13 protein-coding genes and 1 pseudogene are annotated in these 22,570 nt (G+C 47.3%); 7 read left to right on the top strand and 7 right to left on the bottom strand.

What is annotated here, in order from left to right; translation table 11 throughout:
* Positions 1–36: 36 nt before the first annotated feature.
* Positions 37–2,682, top strand: a complete 2,646-nt coding sequence (locus IQ224_RS10785; protein ID WP_002740324.1) for an efflux RND transporter permease subunit — start codon at positions 37–39, stop codon at positions 2,680–2,682.
* Between the two features lie 6 nt (positions 2,683–2,688).
* On the opposite strand, the gene IQ224_RS10780 is transcribed toward IQ224_RS10785, so the two are convergent.
* Entirely contained in the window at positions 2,689–4,113 is a 1,425-nt protein-coding gene (locus IQ224_RS10780; protein WP_002740325.1) for an FAD-binding domain-containing protein, read from the bottom strand.
* 476 nt (positions 4,114–4,589) lie between these two features.
* On the opposite strand from IQ224_RS10780, the pseudogene IQ224_RS24080 reads away from it, so the two are divergent.
* Positions 4,590–4,820, top strand: a pseudogene (locus tag IQ224_RS24080) (ISNCY family transposase); the annotation flags it as partial.
* An 87-nt stretch (positions 4,821–4,907) separates the two neighbouring features.
* Complete coding sequence (locus IQ224_RS10775) at positions 4,908–5,636, top strand: carbonic anhydrase (RefSeq protein WP_002740328.1); 729 nt, start codon at positions 4,908–4,910, stop codon at positions 5,634–5,636.
* Positions 5,637–5,662: 26 nt separating this feature from the next.
* Here the strand turns inward: IQ224_RS10775 and IQ224_RS10770 are convergent, their stop codons facing one another.
* The 5 genes from IQ224_RS10770 to rimP all read right to left on the bottom strand — a co-directional run bounded on the left by IQ224_RS10770 (position 5,663) and on the right by rimP (position 11,866).
* Entirely contained in the window at positions 5,663–6,232 is a 570-nt protein-coding gene (locus tag IQ224_RS10770) for a low-complexity tail membrane protein (RefSeq protein WP_002738450.1), read from the bottom strand.
* Between the two features lie 230 nt (positions 6,233–6,462).
* Positions 6,463–9,495, bottom strand: a complete 3,033-nt coding sequence (gene infB, locus IQ224_RS10765; protein ID WP_194032924.1) for a translation initiation factor IF-2 — start codon at positions 9,493–9,495, stop codon at positions 6,463–6,465.
* A gap of 111 nt (positions 9,496–9,606) precedes the next feature.
* The gene (locus IQ224_RS10760; protein ID WP_002738851.1) at positions 9,607–9,888 is read right to left on the bottom strand and encodes a YlxR family protein; all 282 of its coding nucleotides are present in this window, start codon (positions 9,886–9,888) and stop codon (positions 9,607–9,609) included.
* On the bottom strand, positions 9,885–11,081 hold the full coding sequence (nusA, locus tag IQ224_RS10755) for a transcription termination factor NusA (RefSeq protein ID WP_002740335.1): 1,197 nt from the start codon (positions 11,079–11,081) through the stop codon (positions 9,885–9,887). Before nusA ends, IQ224_RS10760 begins: the two co-directional genes overlap by 4 nt.
* Before the next feature lie 314 nt (positions 11,082–11,395).
* Positions 11,396–11,866 (bottom strand): ribosome maturation factor RimP, encoded by a 471-nt coding sequence (rimP, locus tag IQ224_RS10750; protein ID WP_002740340.1) that lies wholly within the window; start codon positions 11,864–11,866, stop codon positions 11,396–11,398.
* 214 nt (positions 11,867–12,080) lie between these two features.
* Here rimP and ftsH point away from each other — a divergent pair, with 214 nt between their 5' ends.
* Positions 12,081–13,976, top strand: a complete 1,896-nt coding sequence (gene ftsH, locus IQ224_RS10745) for an ATP-dependent zinc metalloprotease FtsH (protein WP_194032923.1) — start codon at positions 12,081–12,083, stop codon at positions 13,974–13,976.
* An 84-nt stretch (positions 13,977–14,060) separates the two neighbouring features.
* On the opposite strand, the gene IQ224_RS10740 is transcribed toward ftsH, so the two are convergent.
* On the bottom strand, positions 14,061–14,849 hold the full coding sequence (locus IQ224_RS10740; protein WP_002740345.1) for a response regulator transcription factor: 789 nt from the start codon (positions 14,847–14,849) through the stop codon (positions 14,061–14,063).
* A 963-nt stretch (positions 14,850–15,812) separates the two neighbouring features.
* On the opposite strand from IQ224_RS10740, the gene IQ224_RS10735 reads away from it, so the two are divergent.
* The 3 genes from IQ224_RS10735 (at position 15,813) to IQ224_RS10725 (ending at position 22,524) form a co-directional block, all read left to right on the top strand.
* A complete protein-coding gene (locus IQ224_RS10735; protein WP_002740354.1) occupies positions 15,813–17,738 on the top strand; it encodes a S8 family serine peptidase in 1,926 nt (641 codons plus the stop codon).
* A 505-nt stretch (positions 17,739–18,243) separates the two neighbouring features.
* Positions 18,244–19,539 (top strand): Glu/Leu/Phe/Val dehydrogenase, encoded by a 1,296-nt coding sequence (locus tag IQ224_RS10730; RefSeq protein ID WP_194032922.1) that lies wholly within the window; start codon positions 18,244–18,246, stop codon positions 19,537–19,539.
* Between the two features lie 252 nt (positions 19,540–19,791).
* Entirely contained in the window at positions 19,792–22,524 is a 2,733-nt protein-coding gene (locus tag IQ224_RS10725; RefSeq protein WP_036399246.1) for a cation-transporting P-type ATPase, read from the top strand.
* Positions 22,525–22,570: the final 46 nt, after the last annotated feature.

Genomic DNA, 22,570 nt, shown 5'->3' with positions numbered 1-22,570 from the left:
ACACCCCACACCCCACACCCCACTTATTAAACAAAGATGAAAGAATCGTGGCGAGAACGTCTGAATATCTCTCGAATAGCGATTAATGCACCGAGGTTAACCATTGCCTTCTGGTTAGCGGTGGCCGTGGCGGGAATTTTGGCTTTTAGTTCCCTAAAATACGCTCTTTTCCCCGATATAAGCTTTCCAGTCGTCATAATTAACGCTCAAGCGGATTTAGCTACTGCTATCACCACGGAACAGCAATTAACTAAACCCCTAGAAAATCCTCTTTTCTCTCTCCCGGGTCGTCGTGATATTTCCTCGACTACTGCCCCCGGACAGTCAGTAATCAGCATTTTCTTTAAAATTGGCACAAATTTAGACAAGGCCACCGCAGCAGTTAAACAGGCTATCTCGCAAGTCCCTTTACCCTCTCAAGCTACCACAGAAGTTATCCCCGTTGATTTAAATGAGTCGGCAACAGTTACCTATGCGCTGGTGAGTGAGCAGAAAACTCTAGAAGAATTAAGCCAAATCGCCCAAGATAATTTAATTCCGCCCTTAAAAGCTCTCCCAGGTACGGCTAAAGTTAATTTACTCGGTCAAGGTACAGTTAGGGAAGATAATCCCCATAAAAGCTTAACCCGACCATTGCCCACACTGGTGCGCTTTAATGGACAAGAAGCGATCGCAGTGCAGGTAATCAAAAAAGGTGCCGCCAATAGTCTCGATCTGGCCGCGGCCGCAGAAAAACTGGTTAAAGACATAGCACAAAAACTGCCCGATGTCAAGATAATTTTAGCTGAAACCCAAGCGGAATATATTCGCGCTGCCCTACAAGGCACGATCGATGATTTACTTTTGGCAGTTTTGCTGTCGGTGCTGGTGATCTTGATATTTTTAGGCAGTTTCGCCGCTACAATCATTTCTGCTCTGGTTATCCCCCTATCTCTTTTGGGGACTTTCATTATCATGGCCATCTATGGGTTTAATCTGGAAACCCTGACACTGCTGGCTCTCGCTTTGGTGATTGGCATTGTCGTGGATGATGCGATCGTGGATGTGGAGAATATTTCCCGTTTAATCGACGCGGGGGAAACCCCGAAAAATGCGGCACTCAAGGGGACAAGGCAGATCGGATTAGCTGTGACTGCTTCCACTTTAACCATTGTTGCCGTGTTTATACCCGTGGCTTTTATGGGGGGTGCGGTGGGGCAGTTTTTCCAACCCTTCGGTTTAACCGTCTCGGCTGCGGTGATTTTTTCTCTGTTGATCGCTCGAACTTTATCGCCAGTTTTGGCAGTATATTGGCTGAAACCGCAGTCACAGGCAAAAATGACGAAACAAAAGCGACCGGTTGAGAACACCTATCGACGGCTCTTAAACTGGTCATTGCGTCATCGTTTGCTGGTCATTGCTATTGCCCTAATTACCTTTTTGGCGGGTATTGCCCTGATTCCTTTCATTTCTAGGGGATTTATTCCCAGACTCGATCGCGGCGAGTTTAATCTGGTTTATACTTCTCCTTTGCCGAAAATAACGCAAATTAGCCCTAATAAACCGAAAGCTAAGAGTTCTAGCGATAGTTTCGCTTGGATTTCTCAGTTAGCGAGTTCTCCCGAAAGTTTTCTCCTGCGTCGCACTATCCGCGATGGCAGCAAATTAGAAGCGCCGATTTTGCAGGATGGGGAAGTGGAATCGACTTTTATGATTGCTGGTTTACGCGGTGAGCCGAATCGGGGCAAAATTCACGTTAAACTGAAGGGCGATCGTAAATCTCACACCAGTGCCGTGCAGCAACGGATTCGGCAAATTTTACCGACAATTAGAGGGGTGAATGTCAGTGTCGAGGACATTCCTTTTGTGCAGACGGAAGCGGAAAAGCCGATCCAAATTGCGATTAAAAGCGATAATTGGCAGCTATTGCGCGATAGTGCCGAGAAATTGCGGGTTGAGGCCGCTAAAATCGCCGGTTTAAAGGATATTTCCCTATCATCTAGATTAAATGAGCGGGGGGATTTTTTGGCGATCGAGCGTTTAAATGGTCAACAGGCGATTTTTCTGAGTGCTAATCTCAGTCCCGATTTAGGTTTAGAAGATGCGGCGATTAAAATTGAAGGGATTCCTTTACCGGAAGGGATAACTTTACAGCGTTGGGGTACTTCTTCTCAAAGTAGCGATGTTTTGGGCAGTTTTGGTCGCACTTTAATCCTGGCGACAATTTTAATGTTAGGAGTTTTATGGTTATTATTCAGAAGACTGCTAGAAACTATCGTCATCGCTTTATGTTTACCTTTAGCGATTGTGGGGGCAATGTTAGGGTTATTGGTAACGGGTAGTGAGTTTAGTATGATTTCTCTGATCGGGTTTATTTTCCTCTTGGGATTACTCGATAAAAACGCTGTGTTATTGCTGGATTATACTAACCAATTGCGTCAACAGGGTTGGAGTCGGGAGGAAGCGGTTTTAGAAACGGGAATGATTAGGTTAAGACCGATTTTAATGACCACTTGTTCGACAATTTTAGGCATGATTCCGATCGCTTTGGGATTGGGTACTGGTGCGGAATTGCGGCAACCCATGGCGATGGTAATTGTGGGAGGTTTAGTCACTTCTTCCCTGTTGAGTTTAATTGTTGTGCCTGTGTTATATCTAAGTTTAGAGGATGTTTGGAACCAGATTAAAGCTGGTCAAAAGTAGCTAGTTTTACCGTTTTGGCTTCTGATTGCTATAGAGTCGTTTGAATTCCTTTTGTTGTTGATTATGATCGACAATTGGCTCAGGATAACCGCAACGATGTCTTTCTAAACGGGGGATTTTCCCGGTTACTAAATATTCCGTATCTACGGAAGCTAATTCCGGCAACCATTGACGAATATATTCCCCTTCTGGATCGAATTTTTGTGTCTGACTAGCGGGGTTAAAAATTCTTAAGGGTTTCGGATCCATGCCACTAGAAGCACTCCACTGCCAACCACCATTATTAGCGGCTAAATCGCCATCAAAAAGTTTCTGCATGAAGTATTTTTCGCCTTTTTGCCAGTTAATAATTAAATCTTTGGTTAAAAAACTCGCCACGATCATGCGACAACGATTGTGCATCCATCCCGTTTCATTTAATTGTCGCATCGCCGCGTCAACGATCGGATAGCCGGTTTTTCCCTGGCACCAAGCTTGAAAATGTTCTTCGTTATCCTGCCAGGGAAAATGACGAAATTCTTTTCTATAAGCACCGACCGCCAATTCTGGGAAAAAATAGAGACAATGCTGGTAAAATTCCCGCCAAGCTAACTCTTGCTGCCAAGTGATAATACTATCTTTTGCTTCCTGAGCGCGGCAATTTTCTAATAACTCTAGGGTTGCCGTCCAAATTGTGCGAATGCCAATCGTCCCAAATTTTAAAGCGGCACTCAAGCGCGAGGTGCCATCGACAGCGGGGAAGTTACGATCTTCTTGATAATTGTTAATAACCCCTTGACAAAATTCTTCTAATGTGCTATTGGCAGCTTTTTCTCCGGGGGTGAGGGGTAAGGGGTTTTGCCAGGTAAAACCTAAATTTTCTAGGGTTGGTAAATTAATAGTTTCTGTGAGTTTCTCCCCCTCATTTTTGTCTAATCCTTGCAGGTTTTCTAGGGTTGTGGGGCGGGCTTTGGCTAATTGGCTCCAATTTTTCCAAAAAGGAGTATATACGGTGTAGGGGCTTTTTGAGAGGGTGAGGACTTGTCCTGGAGCCTGGAGAAGTTGATCCCAGAAGGTTTCTACTTCAATTCCTTTTGTTTGTAAAGCGGCGATTACCTGTTGATCCCGTTGACGAGCGTAGGGTTCGATATCGAGGTTAAAAAAAACTGCTTTTGCCGATAAATTGCCGGCTAAATTGACGAGTGTTTGACTGGGTTTGCCGCGAATAATCAGTAATTGACTACCTTTCTGGCGATAATTTTTTTCTAATTCCTCTAGACAACCGAGCAGATAGGCAACTCTAGCAGGGGCGATATCATCCCCTTCTAAAATAGCAGGATCGAGGCAGAAAACCCCGATGATTTTCGGACTACGCTCCCTAGCTTTACTCAGTCCAATATTATCCGAGAGACGTAAATCGCGACGATGCCAGAAAAGGATTAGGTTTGACATAAAGTAAGGTGATGAGAAGATTATCAGGGGCGAGATTATTAGGGTACAGTTAAGAACAAATTCAAGTCAAAAATACTCTTTCTGTCATTATAGGACAGTGGATCAAGAATAATTGTCTAATTGGGTGCATCTCATTTTTGTAAATCTACTGAGTTGGGATTTTTAAAGGGAAACTATCTTCTAAAGTTGGTCATTACTTCCGATTTTATCATTCAATGCAAGCCTTTGGGGGGTAGAACCCCCCAAACCCACCGTCGGGGGTAGGGCTGTTTCATTCTCCCATCAGAATATCAAAAGTAAAAGCGATCACTGTCTTTGTAAAATGAGGGTAATGATTCGGTAGTAGTGCCGTAGCCCTCTTGCTTATCTGGTATGAATTGTGTAAAATATTTATTAATAAAAATAATTGGAACCCGATCAGTCTTTAAACCTCTAGCTTGATCATGACTTTTCTGATAAATATCTTTTTCTGACTCCTGTCTGGCTTACTCAAATATCAGTCTAGCACCGAACAAAATCCCCCCTAGTTCACCTCTATTGCCCTGTCCTAATTGCGGTTCTCATTATATGATCAAGAATGGTTCTATTCATAATGGAAAACCCAAACGTCAATGTAAAGAATGTGGTCACTGAGGCTGTCGAAGTGTGGTCAACCGTTTGTGATCAATCCCACTAATAAAACCGTCTCTGACGAAACCAAACAATTAATTGATCAACTCTTGCTCGGATGATTTTACATTGAGCTTTTACATTGAGCTTGTCGAAATGTGTCGAAATGTGCTGAATTTAATCCCATGTATAGACGAGAATTACTGCAATTTATAGGCTCTCATGCTCTTTTTGGGGCTATTAATCCAGAATTTACTTGGAATTATCAAAATATTGACCATTGGGGCGAATTATCAAGGAATTATCGCCTCTGCACCACGGGAAAGCAACAAACACCGATCAATCTGAGTATAGTGACTGAAAAAGAGCTATACCAACCCACCTTTAATTATCGTCCTATACCCCTAAAAATTCGCCATAACGGTCATACAATCTTGGTTCAGACCGAAAAAGTTGGAAGCATGAGTTTTCACGGCGAAAACTGGGATTTATTGCAGTTCCATTTTCATCACCCCAGCGAACATCAGATTAAAGGTCAGTCTTTCCCTCTAGAAATTCATTTAGTGCATCGAAATGGGAAGGGAAATTTAGCAGTTGTGGGCATCTTAGCCGAAATTGGTGCTTTTAATCCCTATTTACAAACCATTTGGGATTATTTGCCCCAAGAACCTTCTCCTGAAATGATTATCCCCGATACTTGGGTCAATGTCGGGCTTTTACTGCCGGAAAATAGCGGTTTTTATGAATATCGGGGGTCTTTGTCCACTCCTCCCTGTAGCGAGGATGTTCTCTGGTTAGTCTGGCAAAATGCGATCGAAATTTCTCCCCAACAACTGCAACAATTGGCCGCGATTTTGCCCCGTAATGCGAGGAATATTCAACCCTTAAACGGGCGATCAATCCTGCATTCCTAGTCGAAATTGTCGGCATTTTGGCTAATTTAGATAATTTTATTAACTTTTAGACCAAAAATGGTAAATAACTCAGGAATGCGCTCAATAACTAAAGCTTCGGTCGCTGTCCAATCACTTTCTTTAGTGGCTAAAACCCCCAGAACACTCAGAGGAACCTGTAGAAATAGGTGACTTAAGAGGAGAGCGATCGCAGCAATGACTAAACCTAAAAGCCGCCATTGGGGGAGATAGGCGGCCACGGCAGCCGCTAGAGGGGCAAAATTATAGATGGGCCAAGCGATGAGAATTAGGAGGACGACTCCCAAAAGAGTAAGAAGACGATGGCGAGGACGTTGAAAAAGAGAGAGAATTTTTAACTGTTCGGGGGTGAGTTGACTCGGTTTCAGGGCGACCAACAAAAGACTAAAGATATCAAAAGGTTTTGTCCACTGCATCCAAAAGACGGGAATAATAGCGATCGCTCCCAGAAATAGCCATTCTAGCCAAAGAAAAGGCAAGGGATCGCCCACAGCTAAACCAATCCAAGCGATTTGTAAAAAGATTGGCAAAGCCGCTAACCCTGCCAGATGAATCCACAAAAAAGGTTCTGATTTCATAGAGGGAGATGAGAATTATAAATTATAAATTATGAATTAAGTACCTAAGCAAAATTAATTACACATTTCGATAAAGCTTTTGCCTATTGCCTATTGCCTATTGCCTATCTTCACTAGGAAATTTATTTTGCACGACTACTTATGAAGTGGGGAGATGGGGGAGTGGGGGAATTATGACTGATAACTGATAACTGATAACTGACTCCCGACTCCCGACGGTTCAAGTGTAATTAACTGGATAAAGTGCGACGTTTCATGACCATTTCGTAGGCTTCAATAATGTCGCCTTCTTTCCAGTCATTGAATTTAGAAACACCGACACCGCACTCGAAACCGGTCGCCACTTCCCGGGCATCTTCCTTCATCCGTTTGAGGGAATCAAGAACCCCCTGATAAACAATTTCCTTGCCGCGACGCACGCGCAGGAAGCGATTCCGCACCAGTTTACCGGATTGGACATAACAACCAGCCACGGCCCCACGACCGACGGTGAAGACGGCCCGCACTTCGGCAAAACCGAGGTGTTCTTCCACTTCTTCGGGGTCGAGAAGACCTTCCATCGCCCCTTGAATATCATCGAGGAGCTTGTAGATGATATTGTAATCGCGGATATCGACTCCTTCCCGATCAGCTGATGCGCGCGCACCACTGGCAAGGGTGGTATTAAAGCCTACCACCACCGCACCACTAGCGGCGGCCAGATCCACATCGGTTTCGGTGATTTCCCCCGGAGAGGCGAGGAGAACCCGAATCTGTACTTCGTTTTGGGGTAACTGTTTGAGCGCACCGAGGATGGCCTCGACGGAACCTTGCACATCTGCCTTGAGGATGAGATTAAGTTCCTTGAGTTGTCCTTCTTGAGCTTGGATAGAGAGGGTGCTAAGGCTAACGCGACGGGAGGAGAGGGCCTGTTGTAAACGGGTGTTGCGTTGTTCGATCGCCCGTTGATCAGCGATCGATCGGGCCTCTTTTTCACTTTCATAGACATCGAACTCATCGCCAGCGGCTGGGACATCACTAAGACCGAGGATTTCCACGGCAAAGGAGGGGGTGGCCGCTTCGACTTTTTGACCGCGATCATCGATCATCGCCCGAATTTTGCCGAAAACGGAACCAGCGACGATGCTATCACCGACGCGGAGAGTGCCATTCTGGACGAGCAGGGTAGCCACGGGACCTTTGGTGCGATCGAGGTTAGCTTCGATCACGGTTCCCTTAGCCAAGCGATCGGGGTTAGCGACCAATTCCTCCACTTCTGCCACCAAGAGGATCATTTCCAGCAGATTATCGAGATTTTCCCCCCGCAGGGCGCTAACGGGAACCATAATCGTCTCACCGCCCCAATCTTCGGCCACCAGTCCCTGTTCGGTCAATTCCTGTTTAATCCGGTCGGGGTTAGCCGAAGGTTTATCGACTTTGTTAATCGCCACCACGATGGGGACTTCGGCGGCCCTGGCGTGACTAATTGCCTCTTTCGTTTGGGGTTGTACACCATCATCGGCGGCCACCACCAGTACCGCTATATCGGTGACTCTCGCCCCGCGGGCCCGCATAGCAGTAAAAGCTTCGTGACCGGGGGTATCCAAAAAGACAATCTGTTCCGGTTTGCCGTTATGTTCCACATCGACGTGGTAAGCACCGATGTGCTGGGTGATGCCGCCGGCTTCTCCTTGGGCGACTTTGGTTTTGCGGATCGAGTCGAGGAGGGTGGTTTTACCGTGGTCAACGTGACCCATAATGGTGACGACGGGGGGACGACGCTGGAGACTTTCCCAGTCGGAGACATCGATCATCTCCGTGGTTTTGATTGCCGCCGACTGGGTGCTGGGGGTTTCCACGGTCATATCGAAGTCCCTGGCGATCATTTCGATCGTGTCCACGTCGAGAGTTTGGGTGATATTAACCGCCATCCCTTTAAAAAATAGGGTTCTGATGATCTCGGTTTCGGGGACTTTCATCAATTCCGAGAGGTCGCGCACGGTAAGACTGCCGGTGATGACGATGCTTTCCGGGCGTTTTTCCTCTTGGGGTTCTTGACGCTCGCTTTTCGGGCTGCTGGTGTGGGCGGTTGGTTTACTGGGCCGCTTAACTTTGACTGCTGTGGGAGTGCTAGGGGTGGTTGCTTTCGCGCTGGGCGGTTTGGGGGGACGAGCGGTGGAAAGGGTAAAACTGGGGCTATTGATTAACCCGGATAGTTCCGATTCTAGATCATCGTCATCTTCAAAGAGAGCTTGGGTGCGGCGTTTGTTTTTGCCAGCAATTTTGGCGGTTTTGGCCGCTTTTTTCTCTTCTTCTTCTTCTTCTTCCCAGCTAGATTTTTTGGCCATGCGAAGGGGCATGGTCGGTCGTTTGAGTTTTTTGGGCCCGTCTGCTCCGAGCAATCCGGTATCTGTATCGATTTCTGTGCCATCAACACCGGATTTCTTGGTGGTGTCGGTTTCTTCCTCGCCAGCAGCCGAGATTTTAGCGGGCATACCAGGGCGAACCGGGCGCTTCAATTCCACCGTCTCCCGCACTTCTCTAGCTGGTTCCGCCAGTTTCGGGCTTTTTCCGTCGGGTTTGCGGTGGAGGGTCGGTTTTTCGGGTTTAGCCAAGCCAGCCCTGCGCTCAGGACTAGGGGCGTTTTCGCTCTCGCCGCGCTCGCGTTTTTCTCCCCGCGGCCTGTCGTTACTGCCGGGGGCATTTTTAGATCGGGGTTCTGGCCGTCCCGAGGCGCTTTCCTGGCGTGGTTTCGGGGTGAGGGAGGGTCGATTAGGTGGGGCGATTAAGCTGGGGGATACTTCTGGCACTAGCGGGGTTTCGGTCGGGGTTTCTTTAACACTGGCGGACTGAGATGGCATCTGTGCAGCGGTGGGGGGAGTTTTTTCGGCCGCACCGTCGCGCCCTGGGGCAGCAACGAGGGGTTTAACTGGGGGACGGGGAGGACTGATTAAAGTCGGTTTAGCTGAGGAACCGGCAGGTCCGGGATAGATTTCCCCTTCTTCGCCAGTTTCGGGGCGGTTGTGTTTATGCAGGGCTAAAATCTTTTGTTTTTTTTCTTCGGTAGGACTAACCGATTCTCGCTGACCCGTGCTATTTTTGCTGGTACTCGAAACAACTCCCTTCGCAGCAATTGCCTTGATGCGTTGGGCATCCTCTTCGCTGATCGTGCTACTGTGGCTCTTGTACTCGATGTTCAACTGGTCACAGATGTCCAAAATGTCTTTGTTGTCTAGATTCAATTCTTTTGATAAATCGTAAATTCTGACTTTCGCGTTACTCATCCATTATCCCCCGGCTAAAGTGTTAGTGATCCTATAAGTTGGCTGATTTTTTGATCCTGTCAGGACTGCCCCCTTTCCATGGTAACGATTTTGTGGCTATGATCGTCAATTTTAATCCTGATTTGGACGACCTTGTTTGGCAGTCCCGAGGCGCTCTTGCAAGGATTCATAGAGCGTTTCGGGAATATTGGCTTTTAGGGCCCGTCCGAGACGATTTTTTTGCCGGGCCAGTTGTAGGCAATTAGGTTGCGGACAGATATAGGCAGCCCTTCCCATGCCTTGATCTAATTGTATCTGTCCAGACGGGTGTAGTCGGACAATTCGCCAAAAGGATTCCTTCGGGGCGAAGAGACGGCAGCTAATACAGCGTCGATAATTGACGAAGGGGTTCATTCTTGGTCTAAATCCTGCGCTTCTGGGTCGGTTTCATCGGTTTTTACCTCTTGTTCTCCTTTATACAGGGCGATATCCTTAATATCGATTTTCCAGCCCGTCAGACGGGCGGCTAAACGCACGTTCTGCCCTTCTTTGCCAATCGCTAAACTTAATTGATCCTGGGCCACCAGTACCAATGCTTGTCTTTCTTCGGCATTGGTGAACAAAACTTGGTCAATGCGGGCGGGACTAAGGGCATTGGCGATGTAGGTGGCGGGATCTGGAGACCAGCGAATCACGTCGATTTTTTCGCCCCGCAATTCGTTCACCACGGCTTGAATCCGCGAACCTCTGGCCCCAATACAGGCCCCAACCGGATCCACGTCTCTTTCTAGGGTATCGACGGCGATTTTTGTCCGCGAACCAACGTGACGGGAGGGGGGATTAGCTTCCCGGGCGACGGCGACAATACGCACGATTTCCTCCTCGATTTCGGGAACTTCGTTGGCGAACAAATATACTACCAAGCCTGCCGCCGCTCTGGAAACAATTAATTGCGGGCCACGTTGAGAACCTTCCAAGACTTTTTTGAGCAGAACTTTAAAGGTGGCGTTGGCGCGATAGTTATCGTTGGGCAGCTGTTCCCGTTTGGGTAGTTCTGCTTCCACTTCCGGTTGACCGTAGGTACTTTGTACCATGACAATGGCGGCCTGTCTTTCAAAACGGACGACTCGGGCCTGTAAAACGGTTCCTTCCAGATCTTGGAACTCCTCTTGAATCAATTTACGTTGGTTATCCCGCAGTTTTTGCAGTAAAACCTGTTTAGTTTGAATCGCCGCCATGCGACCAAATTCTCTTTGGTCGGGGGTGACATCAAGAACTACTTCATCCCCTAATTGGGCCTCATCGGCCACTTCCTGTACTTCCTTGAGACCGATGTGATGGTCGGGATTGGTCACTTCTTCCACAATAGTTTTAGTAGAAAGGATGCGAAACCCTTCTTCTTCTACGTCTAATTCCACATCAAAGTTATTGAAATAATCTTCATGAAATTGAGCGGCTTTTTCTAAACTTTGGGAGCGGCGATAACGTTCGTAACCCTTGATCAGGGCTTCACGCAAGGCTTCCTGTACGGCATTTTTGGGCAGATTATGTCGTTGGCTAATTTCTTCGAGCATTATTTTTAAACCGGGCAAATTAACGGTAGCCATAATTATTTTTTCTCCTTACTTTTGAGTTATTAGTTTTTTATCCGTCAGCCTTGTATCAGTTATCAGTTATCAGTTATCAGTTATCAGTTATCAGTTATCAGTTATCAGTTATCAGTTATCAGTTATCAGTTATCAGTTATCAGTTATCAGTTATCAGTTATCAGTTATCAGATGTAAGTTTTAAGTTAATCAGTTAGTTAGTTATCTTCATCTTTATCCCTGATTACTGTTTACTGTTTACTGTTTGCTGTTTACTGTTTACTGATTACTGTTTACTGTTTACTGATTACTGATTACTGTTTACTGTTTACTGATCACTGATTATTGCGCTGCTCATCTAAACGGACGCTGATGACAGTAGTGCGATCGATGGTCAGGGAGCGACCCTTTTGGTTAAGATAAATAGATTGCTCATCTCTACCTTGCAGTTTTCCGCGCCATTCTTGCGGTTTTCCTTGGCTATCCTGGCCAGTAACGATGACGGGAAAGCCTTTAAAAGAGTGAAATTCGCGCTCACTGCTCAGTTGTCGAGAAATGCCGGGGCTAGATATTTCTAAAACGTAGGCCCCTGGTAAGATTTCTTGACTGTCGAGGGCGGTTTCTAAAGACCGACTCATCTGCTCACAGTCCTCTAAACCAGTATCTCCCGCAAGATTGCGAATATCAACGCGCAGGACGGGAGGCCTTTTATTGGTTTGGAAAACGATATCGACCACTTCTAGCCCCAAGTTTTCAGCGATAGGGGTGGCTAGGTGCAGCAGGTCGGGGATGAGCGGATGGGTCATGATTTAGACAATAAAAAAAGCGGGCGAAACCCACTTCCCTAAACTGTTAGTGATTGGGATAGGCAGTTGTTAGACCACCTAGCTGAATACAGTATAGCAAAAAACCGTCATCACTATTTGCCATCAGGGTCGTGCCGGGGGAAAAACAGAACAGTGGTCACGATCGAGTCAATCTGTCACAATGAATACAGGGTAACTAGATATAGAGTCAATTATGGATCAAAAATCTCCGCTCACCGTAGTTAGAGCCAAGTCAGCTAAGAATCGTGGTCATCGGCCAGTATGGAAAGGGATTGTCAGCACTTGGATGATTCTGCAAACCTTTGGCCCTGTCAGTCCTGCTTGGAGTCAAAAAAACCCCAATACCCTCACCTACGGTGAATTGTTAGAGAAAATCGAGCAAGGCAAGGTAAAAAAGGTGGAAATCAATCCTTCTTTGCAGCAAGCAGCAGTTACCCTCGTCGGTCAAACGGACAAGGATCCCCCGAAGGAAGTTAATTTATTTGACCAAAATCCCGAATTAATCAAGAAACTCGATGCTAAAAAAATTGAGTACGGTATTCTCCCTAGCACTGACAATTCGGCCTTGATCAATGTTCTCACTAACGTGTTAGTGATTATTATCGTCTTGGGATTATTGGTGTTTATTATCCGTCGTTCTGCCAATGCTTCCGGTCAAGCGATGAACTTCGGTAAATCAAGGGCGCGGTTTCAGATGGAGGCGAAAACTGGCATAGAATTCAATGATGTGGCTGGTGTGGATGAGGCCAAGGAAGATCTAGAGGAAGTAGTAACATTCCTCAAACAACCGGAAAAATTTACGGCTATTGGTGCGAAAATCCCCAAGGGAGTCCTGTTAATAGGTCCTCCGGGGACGGGAAAAACTTTACTTGCTAAAGCGATCGCAGGAGAGGCGGGAGTACCTTTTTTCAGCATCTCCGGGTCGGAATTTGTGGAGATGTTCGTCGGGGTTGGTGCGTCGCGAGTGCGAGATCTGTTCCGAAAAGCCCAGGAAAATGCCCCTTGTTTGGTTTTTATCGATGAAATTGATGCCGTTGGTCGTCAACGAGGGATCGGTTATGGGGGAGGTAATGATGAACGGGAACAAACCCTGAACCAATTATTGACGGAAATGGACGGTTTTGAGGGCAATACTGGCATTATCGTTATTGCCGCCACCAACAGACCCGATGTTTTGGATTCGGCCTTGCTGCGTCCGGGTCGTTTTGACCGACAGGTGGTGGTGGATTATCCAGATTCTAAGGGACGTTTGGCCATTTTGGAGGTTCATTCTCGCGATAAAAAGGTGGCTGCTGATGTGGCTCTGGAAGCGATCGCCAGGCGCACCCCCGGTTTTACTGGGGCAGATTTGGCGAATATGCTCAACGAAGCGGCGATTTTTACTGCCAGACGGCGCAAAGAGGCGATTACGATGGAGGAGGTCAACGATGCGATTGATCGGATTGTGGCCGGTATGGAAGGGCGTGCTTTAGTGGATAGTAAAGCCAAGCGTTTGATCGCCTATCATGAAGTCGGCCATGCGATTGTCGGTACTCTGTGTCCCGGCCACGATCAGGTGGAAAAAGTCACCCTGATTCCCCGGGGGCAAGCGCAGGGGTTAACTTGGTTCACTCCCGATGAAGAACAGGGTTTAACCAGTCGTTCCCAGTTGTTGGCCCGAATTGCGGGATTATTAGGGGGACGGGTGGCGGAGGAATGTGTCTTCGGTGAGGATGAAGTGACCACCGGTGCCGGTAATGATATCGAAAAAATTACCTATCTGGCCCGACAGATGGTAACGCGTCTGGGAATGTCGGAATTGGGATTGATTGCCCTAGAGGAGGATGGTAATTCCTATCTCGGTGGTGCTGGCGCTGGTTATCATGCCGACCATTCTTTCGCGATGATGGCGAAAATTGATGCACAAGTGCGGGAACTTGTCAAGCAATGCCACGATTTAGCAACAAAACTTATCCTTGACAATCGTATGGCGATTGATCGCTTGGTGGAGATACTGATTGAACAGGAAACCATTGACGGCGACGAATTCCGGCGTTTATTGACGGAATTTCAGCAACAAGCGGATCGGTCAATGGTGACTATGGTTTAATTTGCTCTTCGTCTCCTTGCTTCATTCAGTGGTTAGGAGACGATTTCAGCCAAAAATCTGCTAATCAGTCGGACAAAGCCAGAATTAACGACTAACATTGTGAGCGGGGATTTTACTCATGGAATGACCGTTATGATTGCCTTTGGTGGAAGCAATAATATTAGCTTCTAAAGCTGAATTGATCTCGGCCAACATTTCTAGATTGAAACGATAGCCGACGTTGCGGACCGTTTGAATTAAATTAGGTTGTCTGGGATCGGTTTCGATTTTTTTCCGCAGAGAGAGAACATGAGTATCAATTGTCCGGGGGTTATCGATTTCCTCGGGCCAAGCGCGACGCAGTAAATCGGCTCTTGATAGGGGTGTTCCCTCCGCTTGGGCTAAAACGTAGAGTAGGCTAAATTCTTGGGGCGTTAATTCGATATACTCCCCGCGAAATTGTACCCGTCTTTGGGCTAAATCTATTTTTAATTGCCCATAATCCAAGTGTAGGGGAGCAGCCCTACCGCCTAAACGACGGGTTAACACTTCTACCCTAGCCATAAATTCTTGCATTCCAAAGGGCTTTTTCAGGTAGTCGTCGGCCCCGGCTTTTAAACCATTGACCACATCTTTTTCGCCATTGCGGGCCGAGAGAATCAGTATTAGAGAATGTTTTTGTTGATAAAGCCAACGGCAGAGTTCGATTCCATCCCCGTCGGGTAAGTCGGAATCGATAATTGCTAAGGTTGGTTGACGATGAAGGAAAGTTTGACGCGCACTTTGCAGGTTTGCCGATTGATTAACCAAATAGCCGGCCTGTTGCAGATGCCAAGCTAATAGCGATCGCAAGTGCGGGTTGCCCTCAACAATAGAAATATAGATCGATACCACTTGAGTTTCTGCCCCATTACTGCACAGATTGACACATTGTCAGGGTATCAGAATTAATGTCAAGATGTTGTAACAATCGTAACATTCGTCAGCCGTCAGACTTCGGCGTGAGCTTTTGTCGAACCGAACGCTTTTTCTCCCTGCTCCCATCTCCCTATCTCCCCATCCCATCACCCCCCGCAACGCGCACGAAGTGGTCTCCCAACTTCATAATTTATCATTCATAATTCATAATTTATCATTCATAATTCATAATTTATCATTCATAATTCATAATTTATCATTCATAATTCTATCACCCCACTTCATAATTCATAATTCATAATTTATAGGTCTCCGAAAATATCTTGACTATCGAACCCCATTCAAGGTATTGTCTGAAATAGGATCAGAGTGTGGTGGAATCCAGATTTGAATTGGCGTACAAACTCGGACAGTAATGCAATTCAGATTTGAATTAGCCTAATCTTTGTGGGACTTACCCAAAAGCTCACAAATATTCTCTGTCTGCTCATATCTTCTTGATTGTTATCTCAGCCATCTAACCACTAAAAAACGACTAGAACACCATGATAGATAACTTTGTCGCCAACGACATCTATAACTATATAGATGGTCTAGATTCCCCAGGTTTTGAGAAATTTTTAGCGGGGAATAAGTCATCAATTTTTCCCACCATAGCCACTAACTGCATACGATTAGATCGCACCCCCAGTATATGTCAGTCAAAGTTTTCACCTGACTTATAGCGGTGTGCAGTCGTATGAGGTACAGTGTCACGAGCTATAAACCATGCTAGGCAAAGCTTGGTTTGTATCTCACTCAAGCGCTTACCGCTATATATACTATACGACGGTAAAGGGAGGGCGCAGATCGAAATAATCCCCAACTCCCCAGAAATAAGTATCGACAGTTAGGAACCAACCCCTGACCTCACATCTGAAGCACTTAAGGAGAAAAAATATGCTTGACCAAAGTTTCAACCTATCAGACAGCAATGTTTTAGATGATATCTTCCAGTTACCAACCCTTGGCGTGGGATCAGGTTTAGGACGCTCCGACTTGATTACCCCTTTTGTCCGCAAAAGTCTCCAGGGACTGGATTCTGACTTTTTAAGCAATTCTCTGGAAGAATACCAGCTAGAACTGAAAAATCGCTGGCAATCATCCGAATCCCTTTCCTCTTGGCCTCAAGACGGTGATTTTTTAACAGGTCAAAGTAGTTCTGCGGGTCTTTTCAGTTCTGTTGACCTAGCCGGCAATACCCTCGCCACTGCCAGAGCGATTACCGTCGGTTCCAGCACCACCAGTTACACCGATTGGGTAGGAAGCACCGATACCAACGATTACTATCGTTTCACCCTCGCTAATTCGGGTAACTTTAATCTTGGTCTAACTGGAATGACCGCCGATGCGGACGTGCAACTGTTAAATAGTAGCGGTTCTGTCATTGCCTCCTCTACTAACGGTGATACGGCTTCTGAGAGCATTACCCGTCAGTTGAGTGCAGGCACCTACTACATTCGTGTCTATCCCTATACTGGCAGCACTAACTATAATCTCGCTGTTTCGGCCGCTCCTTTAGCTCCTGTTGACCTAGCTGGCAATACCCTCGCCACTGCCAGAGCGATTACAGTCGGTTCCAGCACCACCAGTTACACCGATTGGGTAGGAAGCACCGATACCAATGATTACTATCGTTTTTCCCTCGCTAATTCTGGTAACTTTAATCTCGGTCTCACCGGAATGACCGCCGACGCGGACGTGCAACTGTTAAATAGTGGCGGTTCTGTCATTGCCTCCTCTACTAACGGTGGTACGGCTTCTGAGAGCATTACCAGTCAGTTGAGTGCAGGCACCTACTACATTCGTGTCTATCCCTATAGTGGCAATACCAACTATAATCTCGCTGTTTCGGCTACCACAGCCCCAGTTGTACCCGGATATAGTGCCATTTCAGGATACGGTTTAGTTAATGCCGCGAAAGCCGTCGCTGGGGCCTTGAATCAAAGTCCTTTTGCCAACGTTCCCACTTTTGGTGGTGCTAATGACTGGGGGGTTAACTTAGTTAATGCTCCCGAAGCTTGGGCAAGAGGTTATACAGGACAAGGAATCGTCGTTGCTGTACTAGATACAGGAGTTGACCGCAATCATGCCGACTTAGCGGGCAATATTTGGACAAATGCGGGCGAAATTGCCAATGATGGGCTTGATAACGATGGCAACGGTTACGTTGATGACGTTTATGGCTGGAACTTTGCCAATGGCAATAATAACACTTTAGATGGCAACCGCCATGGTACCCATGTGGCGGGAACCATTGCTGCTGCTAATAATGGTTTTGGGGCTACTGGTGTGGCCTACAATTCCAGAATTATGCCGGTGAAAGTTTTGAGCGATTCTGGTAGTGGCAGCTATAGTGGCGTTGCCCAGGGAATTCGCTACGCTGTGGACAACGGTGCTGATGTAATTAATATGAGTTTGGGGGGTGGTAGCACTGACAGTGCGGTTCAATCCGCCCTCCAGTATGCCAGCAGTCGCGGAGTTATCGTGGTTATGGCCGCTGGTAATGAGGGGGCAGCTCAACCCGGTTATCCCGCTTCCAGTGCCACCTCTTGGGGTCTTGCCGTAGGTGCCGTTGATAGTTCTAACCAGATGGCTTCCTTCTCCAATCGTGCTGGCTCCAATTCTTCGATGAGGTATGTCACCGCTCCAGGCGTACAAGTGTATTCTACTCTCCCTAATGGAGGCTATGGTTTCTTGAGTGGAACCTCCATGGCAGCACCCCATGTGGCTGGAGTGGTAGCCTTGATGTTGAGTGCCAATCCGAATCTGACCGATGCTCAAGTACGTCAAATTATTACTACCACAGCAGGTAATGTCGCCTAAAACTTAGCTGTTTTTCGGCCTCGGATTTCTTATCTTCAGGCATCAGCTTTTCGCTGATGCCTGATTCCCAGATTTCAGACAAAAAAACTCGTTTACTTTTCCGTTTCGATGATAGGATCACTGGTTCTGTGATTTATTTAGGGTTGGCTGAATAAAAGTAGAATTCAGTTCAGTTAACGGTTTTAAGCCCTTTTTTCCCAACAAGTGCAGGGTTATAAATAGCGCAGGTCTGAAAACCCTTGCACTTTTTAGGTTAAACCTCATCTTTATGAGAAATGCCGTCATAGTATCGTTGACAATTAAAATTAAATGGAATTAAGCGATCGCATCCTCTTGGTGGATGATGTACCAGAAAATCTCTTACTCACTGAAGTTAACTCAACACTAACCTTGTTTGAGAACACTGGTAGGCAATTCCCGCCCATGGTTAATTAAGAAAAATAAACTGTAGCGAAATATACGGTTTTGACCTGTTCTAATGGGGATAGATAGGGGAAAAAAAATCATGTCGAAATCACTCTTTACCGATGCCAGCAGTCGCCTAGAACAGGCCCTTAAGTATGTCTCCATTTCCGATGATGCGATCGAGCGGTTAAAATATCCCAAAGCTAGTCTTAGTGTCTCCATACCCGTCCGTATGGACAACGGCACTTTAAGAATCTTCCAAGGCTACCGCGTCCGCTACGATGACACCCGAGGCCCTGGCAAGGGGGGTGTGCGCTATCATCCCAACGTCAGCATTGATGAGGTGCAGTCCCTGGCCTTTTGGATGACCTTTAAATGCGCCCTGCTGGATTTGCCCTTTGGTGGGGCTAAGGGCGGCATTACCCTAAATCCGAAAGAATTGTCAAAAGCCGAGTTAGAACGCCTTAGCCGGGGCTATATCGAGGGTATAGCCGACTTTATCGGTCCCGATGTCGATATTCTTGCCCCCGATGTCTATACCAACGAGATGATCATGGGTTGGATGATGGACCAGTACAGCATCATTCAGCGTAAAATTAGTCCGGCGGTGGTGACGGGGAAACCTTTAACCATGGGAGGCAGTCGCGGCCGCGATACGGCGACGGGAACGGGGGCTTTTCATGTTATTCACTCTCTTTTGCCGAAATTAGACAAAAAACCCGCTAATACTACCGTGGCCGTCCAAGGATTCGGTAACGCTGGGGCCGTAGTGGCGGATCTCCTCGCCAAAGCGGGTTATCAAGTGGTGGCGGTAAGTGATTCCCAGGGCGGCATTTATCGGGAAAAAGGCCTAGATATTGCCAGCATTCGTGAGTATAAACAGGAACATCGCGGAATTACTGCTATTTACTGTGAGGGTACTGTGTGTAATATCGTGGAACACGAGGCGATTAGTAATGAAGAATTATTAGCCCTAGATGTGGATATTTTGATTCCGGCTGCCCTAGAAAACCAAATTACCGCCGAAAATGCCGATCGCGTGCGGGCAAAATATATCTTTGAAGTGGCCAATGGTCCGACTACCTCAGAAGCTGATCGCATTTTAGACTCAAAAGGGATTCTCGTTTTCCCCGATATTCTGGTTAACGCCGGTGGGGTAACGGTGAGTTATTTTGAATGGGTGCAAAATCGCAGCGGTCTTTATTGGCGATTAAACGAGATAAATGAGCGCTTAAAAGAAAGAATGGTGACAGAAGCCGAAAAAGTCTGGTCTTTCGCCCAGGAATTCGATATATCTCTGCGTACCGCCGCCTACGCCCACGCTATTGATCGTCTCGGTGAAGCCCTAGATGCCAAGGGAACCCGCGATTATTACCAAAATAAGACGAGAGCATAAAAGCTATTGTCTTGTTCAGGGCGTTAAGTGGGTTTGGCTCTAGGTTTTAAAAATCCCAGAGAAGCAGATTCCTAGCCAAAAATTAAGATTCTGGTCGGCTAAAAAGATCCTAGGCAACCCGATAAATCGACGTTGCCTAGCAGCCGCTTAGAATCCCTAGTCATTTACGCGGGGGAATGGTGTGCAGCAAGAGCAAGAACCTATCCGACTGATAGGATCAGAATATCCATCTGCTAAATATTGGAGAGCATGATGCCAGTTCAATTATCGTTGCCGTTGTATCATCAACTTTCTCAACCAGAGGTGATTGAATACTTGACCAGCGATGGGTCAACGGGCTTATCAGCAGAAGAAGTGGCCAGTCGCTACGAAAAATATGGCCCGAATGAACTGCGATTTAAGCCGGGGAAACCAGCTTGGTTGAGATTTTTGCAGCAATTTCATCAGCCGCTACTCTATATCCTCTTGCTGGCGGGTACTATTAAGGCATTTTTAGGGTCTTGGACGAATGCCTCAGTAATTTGGGGAGTTACCCTGATCAATGCCATTATTGGCTATGTGCAGGAAGCTAAGGCGGAAGGTGCGATCGCTTCCTTGGCCAAAGCCGTAACCACAGAAGCGACGGTGTTGCGAGAGGGACAAACCCTGCGGATTCCATCTCGGGATTTGGTGCCGGGAGATATCGTTTTATTGGTATCGGGGGATAAAGTACCGGCGGACTTGAGGCTGCTGAAAGTCCGCAATTTGCAGGTGGATGAGTCTGCCCTGACTGGGGAATCCTTGCCCGGGTCAAAAGCGATCGAACCCTTACCCGGGGATACGCCCCTAGCAGAACGGACAAACATGGCCTACGCAGGGAGTTTCGTTACCTTTGGACAGGGCAAAGGGATTGTTGTCTCTACGGCCAATGCCACCGAAGTGGGGCAGATTTCCCAGTCGATGGAAAGCCGAGTCAGCCTTAGCACACCCCTGACCCGTAAATTTGCCCAATTTAGCCGCACCCTACTCTACACAATTTTGACCCTAGCAACCTTGACCTTTACCATCGGGTTAGGACGGGGGAAATCTTGGATCGATATGTTTGAAGCTGCCGTTGCCCTGGCAGTGAGTGCGATTCCAGAAGGGCTGCCGGCAGTGGTAACGATTACCTTGGCCATTGGAGTCAACCGCATGGCCCGTCGTCATGCGATTATTCGTAAACTGCCCGCAGTGGAAGCATTGGGGAGTGCGACCGTCATTTGTTCCGACAAAACCGGAACCCTGACCGAAAATCAAATGACTGTACAGTCCATTTATACCGAGGGGCAATATTACGCCGTTAGTGGTGGTGGCTATAGTCCCAAGGGCGAAATTAGTCTGATTACCGATGGCAACCCTGGCAGCCCATACCCGGACGAATTGCCCCCGGCCCTAGGGGATTGTCTGGTAGCTGGTTTGCTTTGTAATGACTCCTGGCTCAAACAAACGGGAGAAGATTGGTCAGTGGTGGGGGATCCTACGGAAGGGGCGCTGATTGCGGCCGCTGCCAAAGCAGGTCTCAGTCAATTGGGGCTATTGTCTTTAACCCCACGATTGGATGCAATTCCCTTTGAATCTGAGTACCAATACATGGCAACCCTGCATGATGGGATACCTCGTCTGATCTATGTTAAGGGATCGGTTGAGTCGCTAATGCGTCGTTGTTCCCAGATGATCGATCGCTATGGTCAGATGACTGCGCTGAACGCCGAACAGATCGAGCAAGCGGTAGAAACGATGGCAGGGCAGGGTTTACGGGTGCTTGCCTTCGCCAAAAAAGCGGCAGCGACCCATCAGCATTCTATCGACCATGAGGATATCGAAACAGGCTTGGTGTTTCTAGGATTACAGGGCATGATTGACCCGCCTCGTCCAGAGGCGATCGCTGCTGTTCATGCCTGTCAAAGTGCTGGGATTCGCGTCAAGATGATTACCGGTGATCATCTTGTCACGGCACGGGCGATCGCGAAACGGATGGGCATTAAAACGGCAGCACAAGTCTTAGCATTTGAGGGAAAACAATTAGCGCAAATGGATAATCATCAACTGGCCCAAGCGGTGGTCGATGGATCGGTATTTGCCAGGGTTGCCCCTACCCAAAAACTGCAACTGGTGGAAGTACTCCAGTCTCAAGGAGAAATCGTGGCGATGACCGGCGATGGTGTCAATGATGCGCCGGCTCTCAAGCAGGCCGATATCGGCATTGCCATGGGGAAAGGGGGAACGGAAGTCGCCCGGGAATCTGCTGATATGCTCCTCACTGATGATAACTTTGCCTCGATCAAGGCCGCTGTGGAAGAAGGACGCACCGTTTATCAAAATTTACGCAAAGCGATATCTTTTCTCTTGCCTGTCAATGGTGGCGAATCGATGACGATTCTGATCAGTGCCTTACTAGCACGAGATTTACCCATCCTCTCCCTACAAGTACTCTGGTTGAACATGATCAACTCGGTCACGATGACTGTTCCCCTGGCCTTTGAAGCAAAATCCGACCGCATTATGCAGTCACCACCACGCAATCCCAATGAACCTTTGATCACCAAAAAACTATTACGCCGAATTTTGGCTGTTTCATTGTTTAACTGGATTCTAATTTTTGGTATGTTTGAGTGGGCTAAATCGACCACAGGAGATATTGCCGTTGCCCGCACAATGGCAATTCAATCCCTTGTGGCAGCACGGGTTATCTATCTGCTCAGTATCAGCCAATTAGGGATGAGCCTAGTGTACTACCTGCGTGGTCAGTCAACCTCGATTACTAATGCACCAATCCTAATTTTGGGGATTGTGGCTGCTGTTGCCCTACAAATTTTGTTTAGTCAATGGGGGGTGATGAACAGTCTGTTTGCAACGGCGACCCTAACCGGTCATCAGTGGCTAATCTGTTTATTGCCGATGCCGCTCATGGTACTTTGGGCAATTTTTACCAATGTTATCGATCCTCCTGATTGTCATGGGAAATAACTAGGGTTTGCGGCAAAAAGTTTGTTGGTGGGGGCAGGGTGTGGGG

This window comes from Microcystis sp. LEGE 00066, from assembly GCF_015207925.1.
GTDB classification, from domain to species: domain Bacteria; phylum Cyanobacteriota; class Cyanobacteriia; order Cyanobacteriales; family Microcystaceae; genus Microcystis; species Microcystis ichthyoblabe_A.
This window is presented reverse-complemented; position numbering and strand designations above follow the sequence as displayed.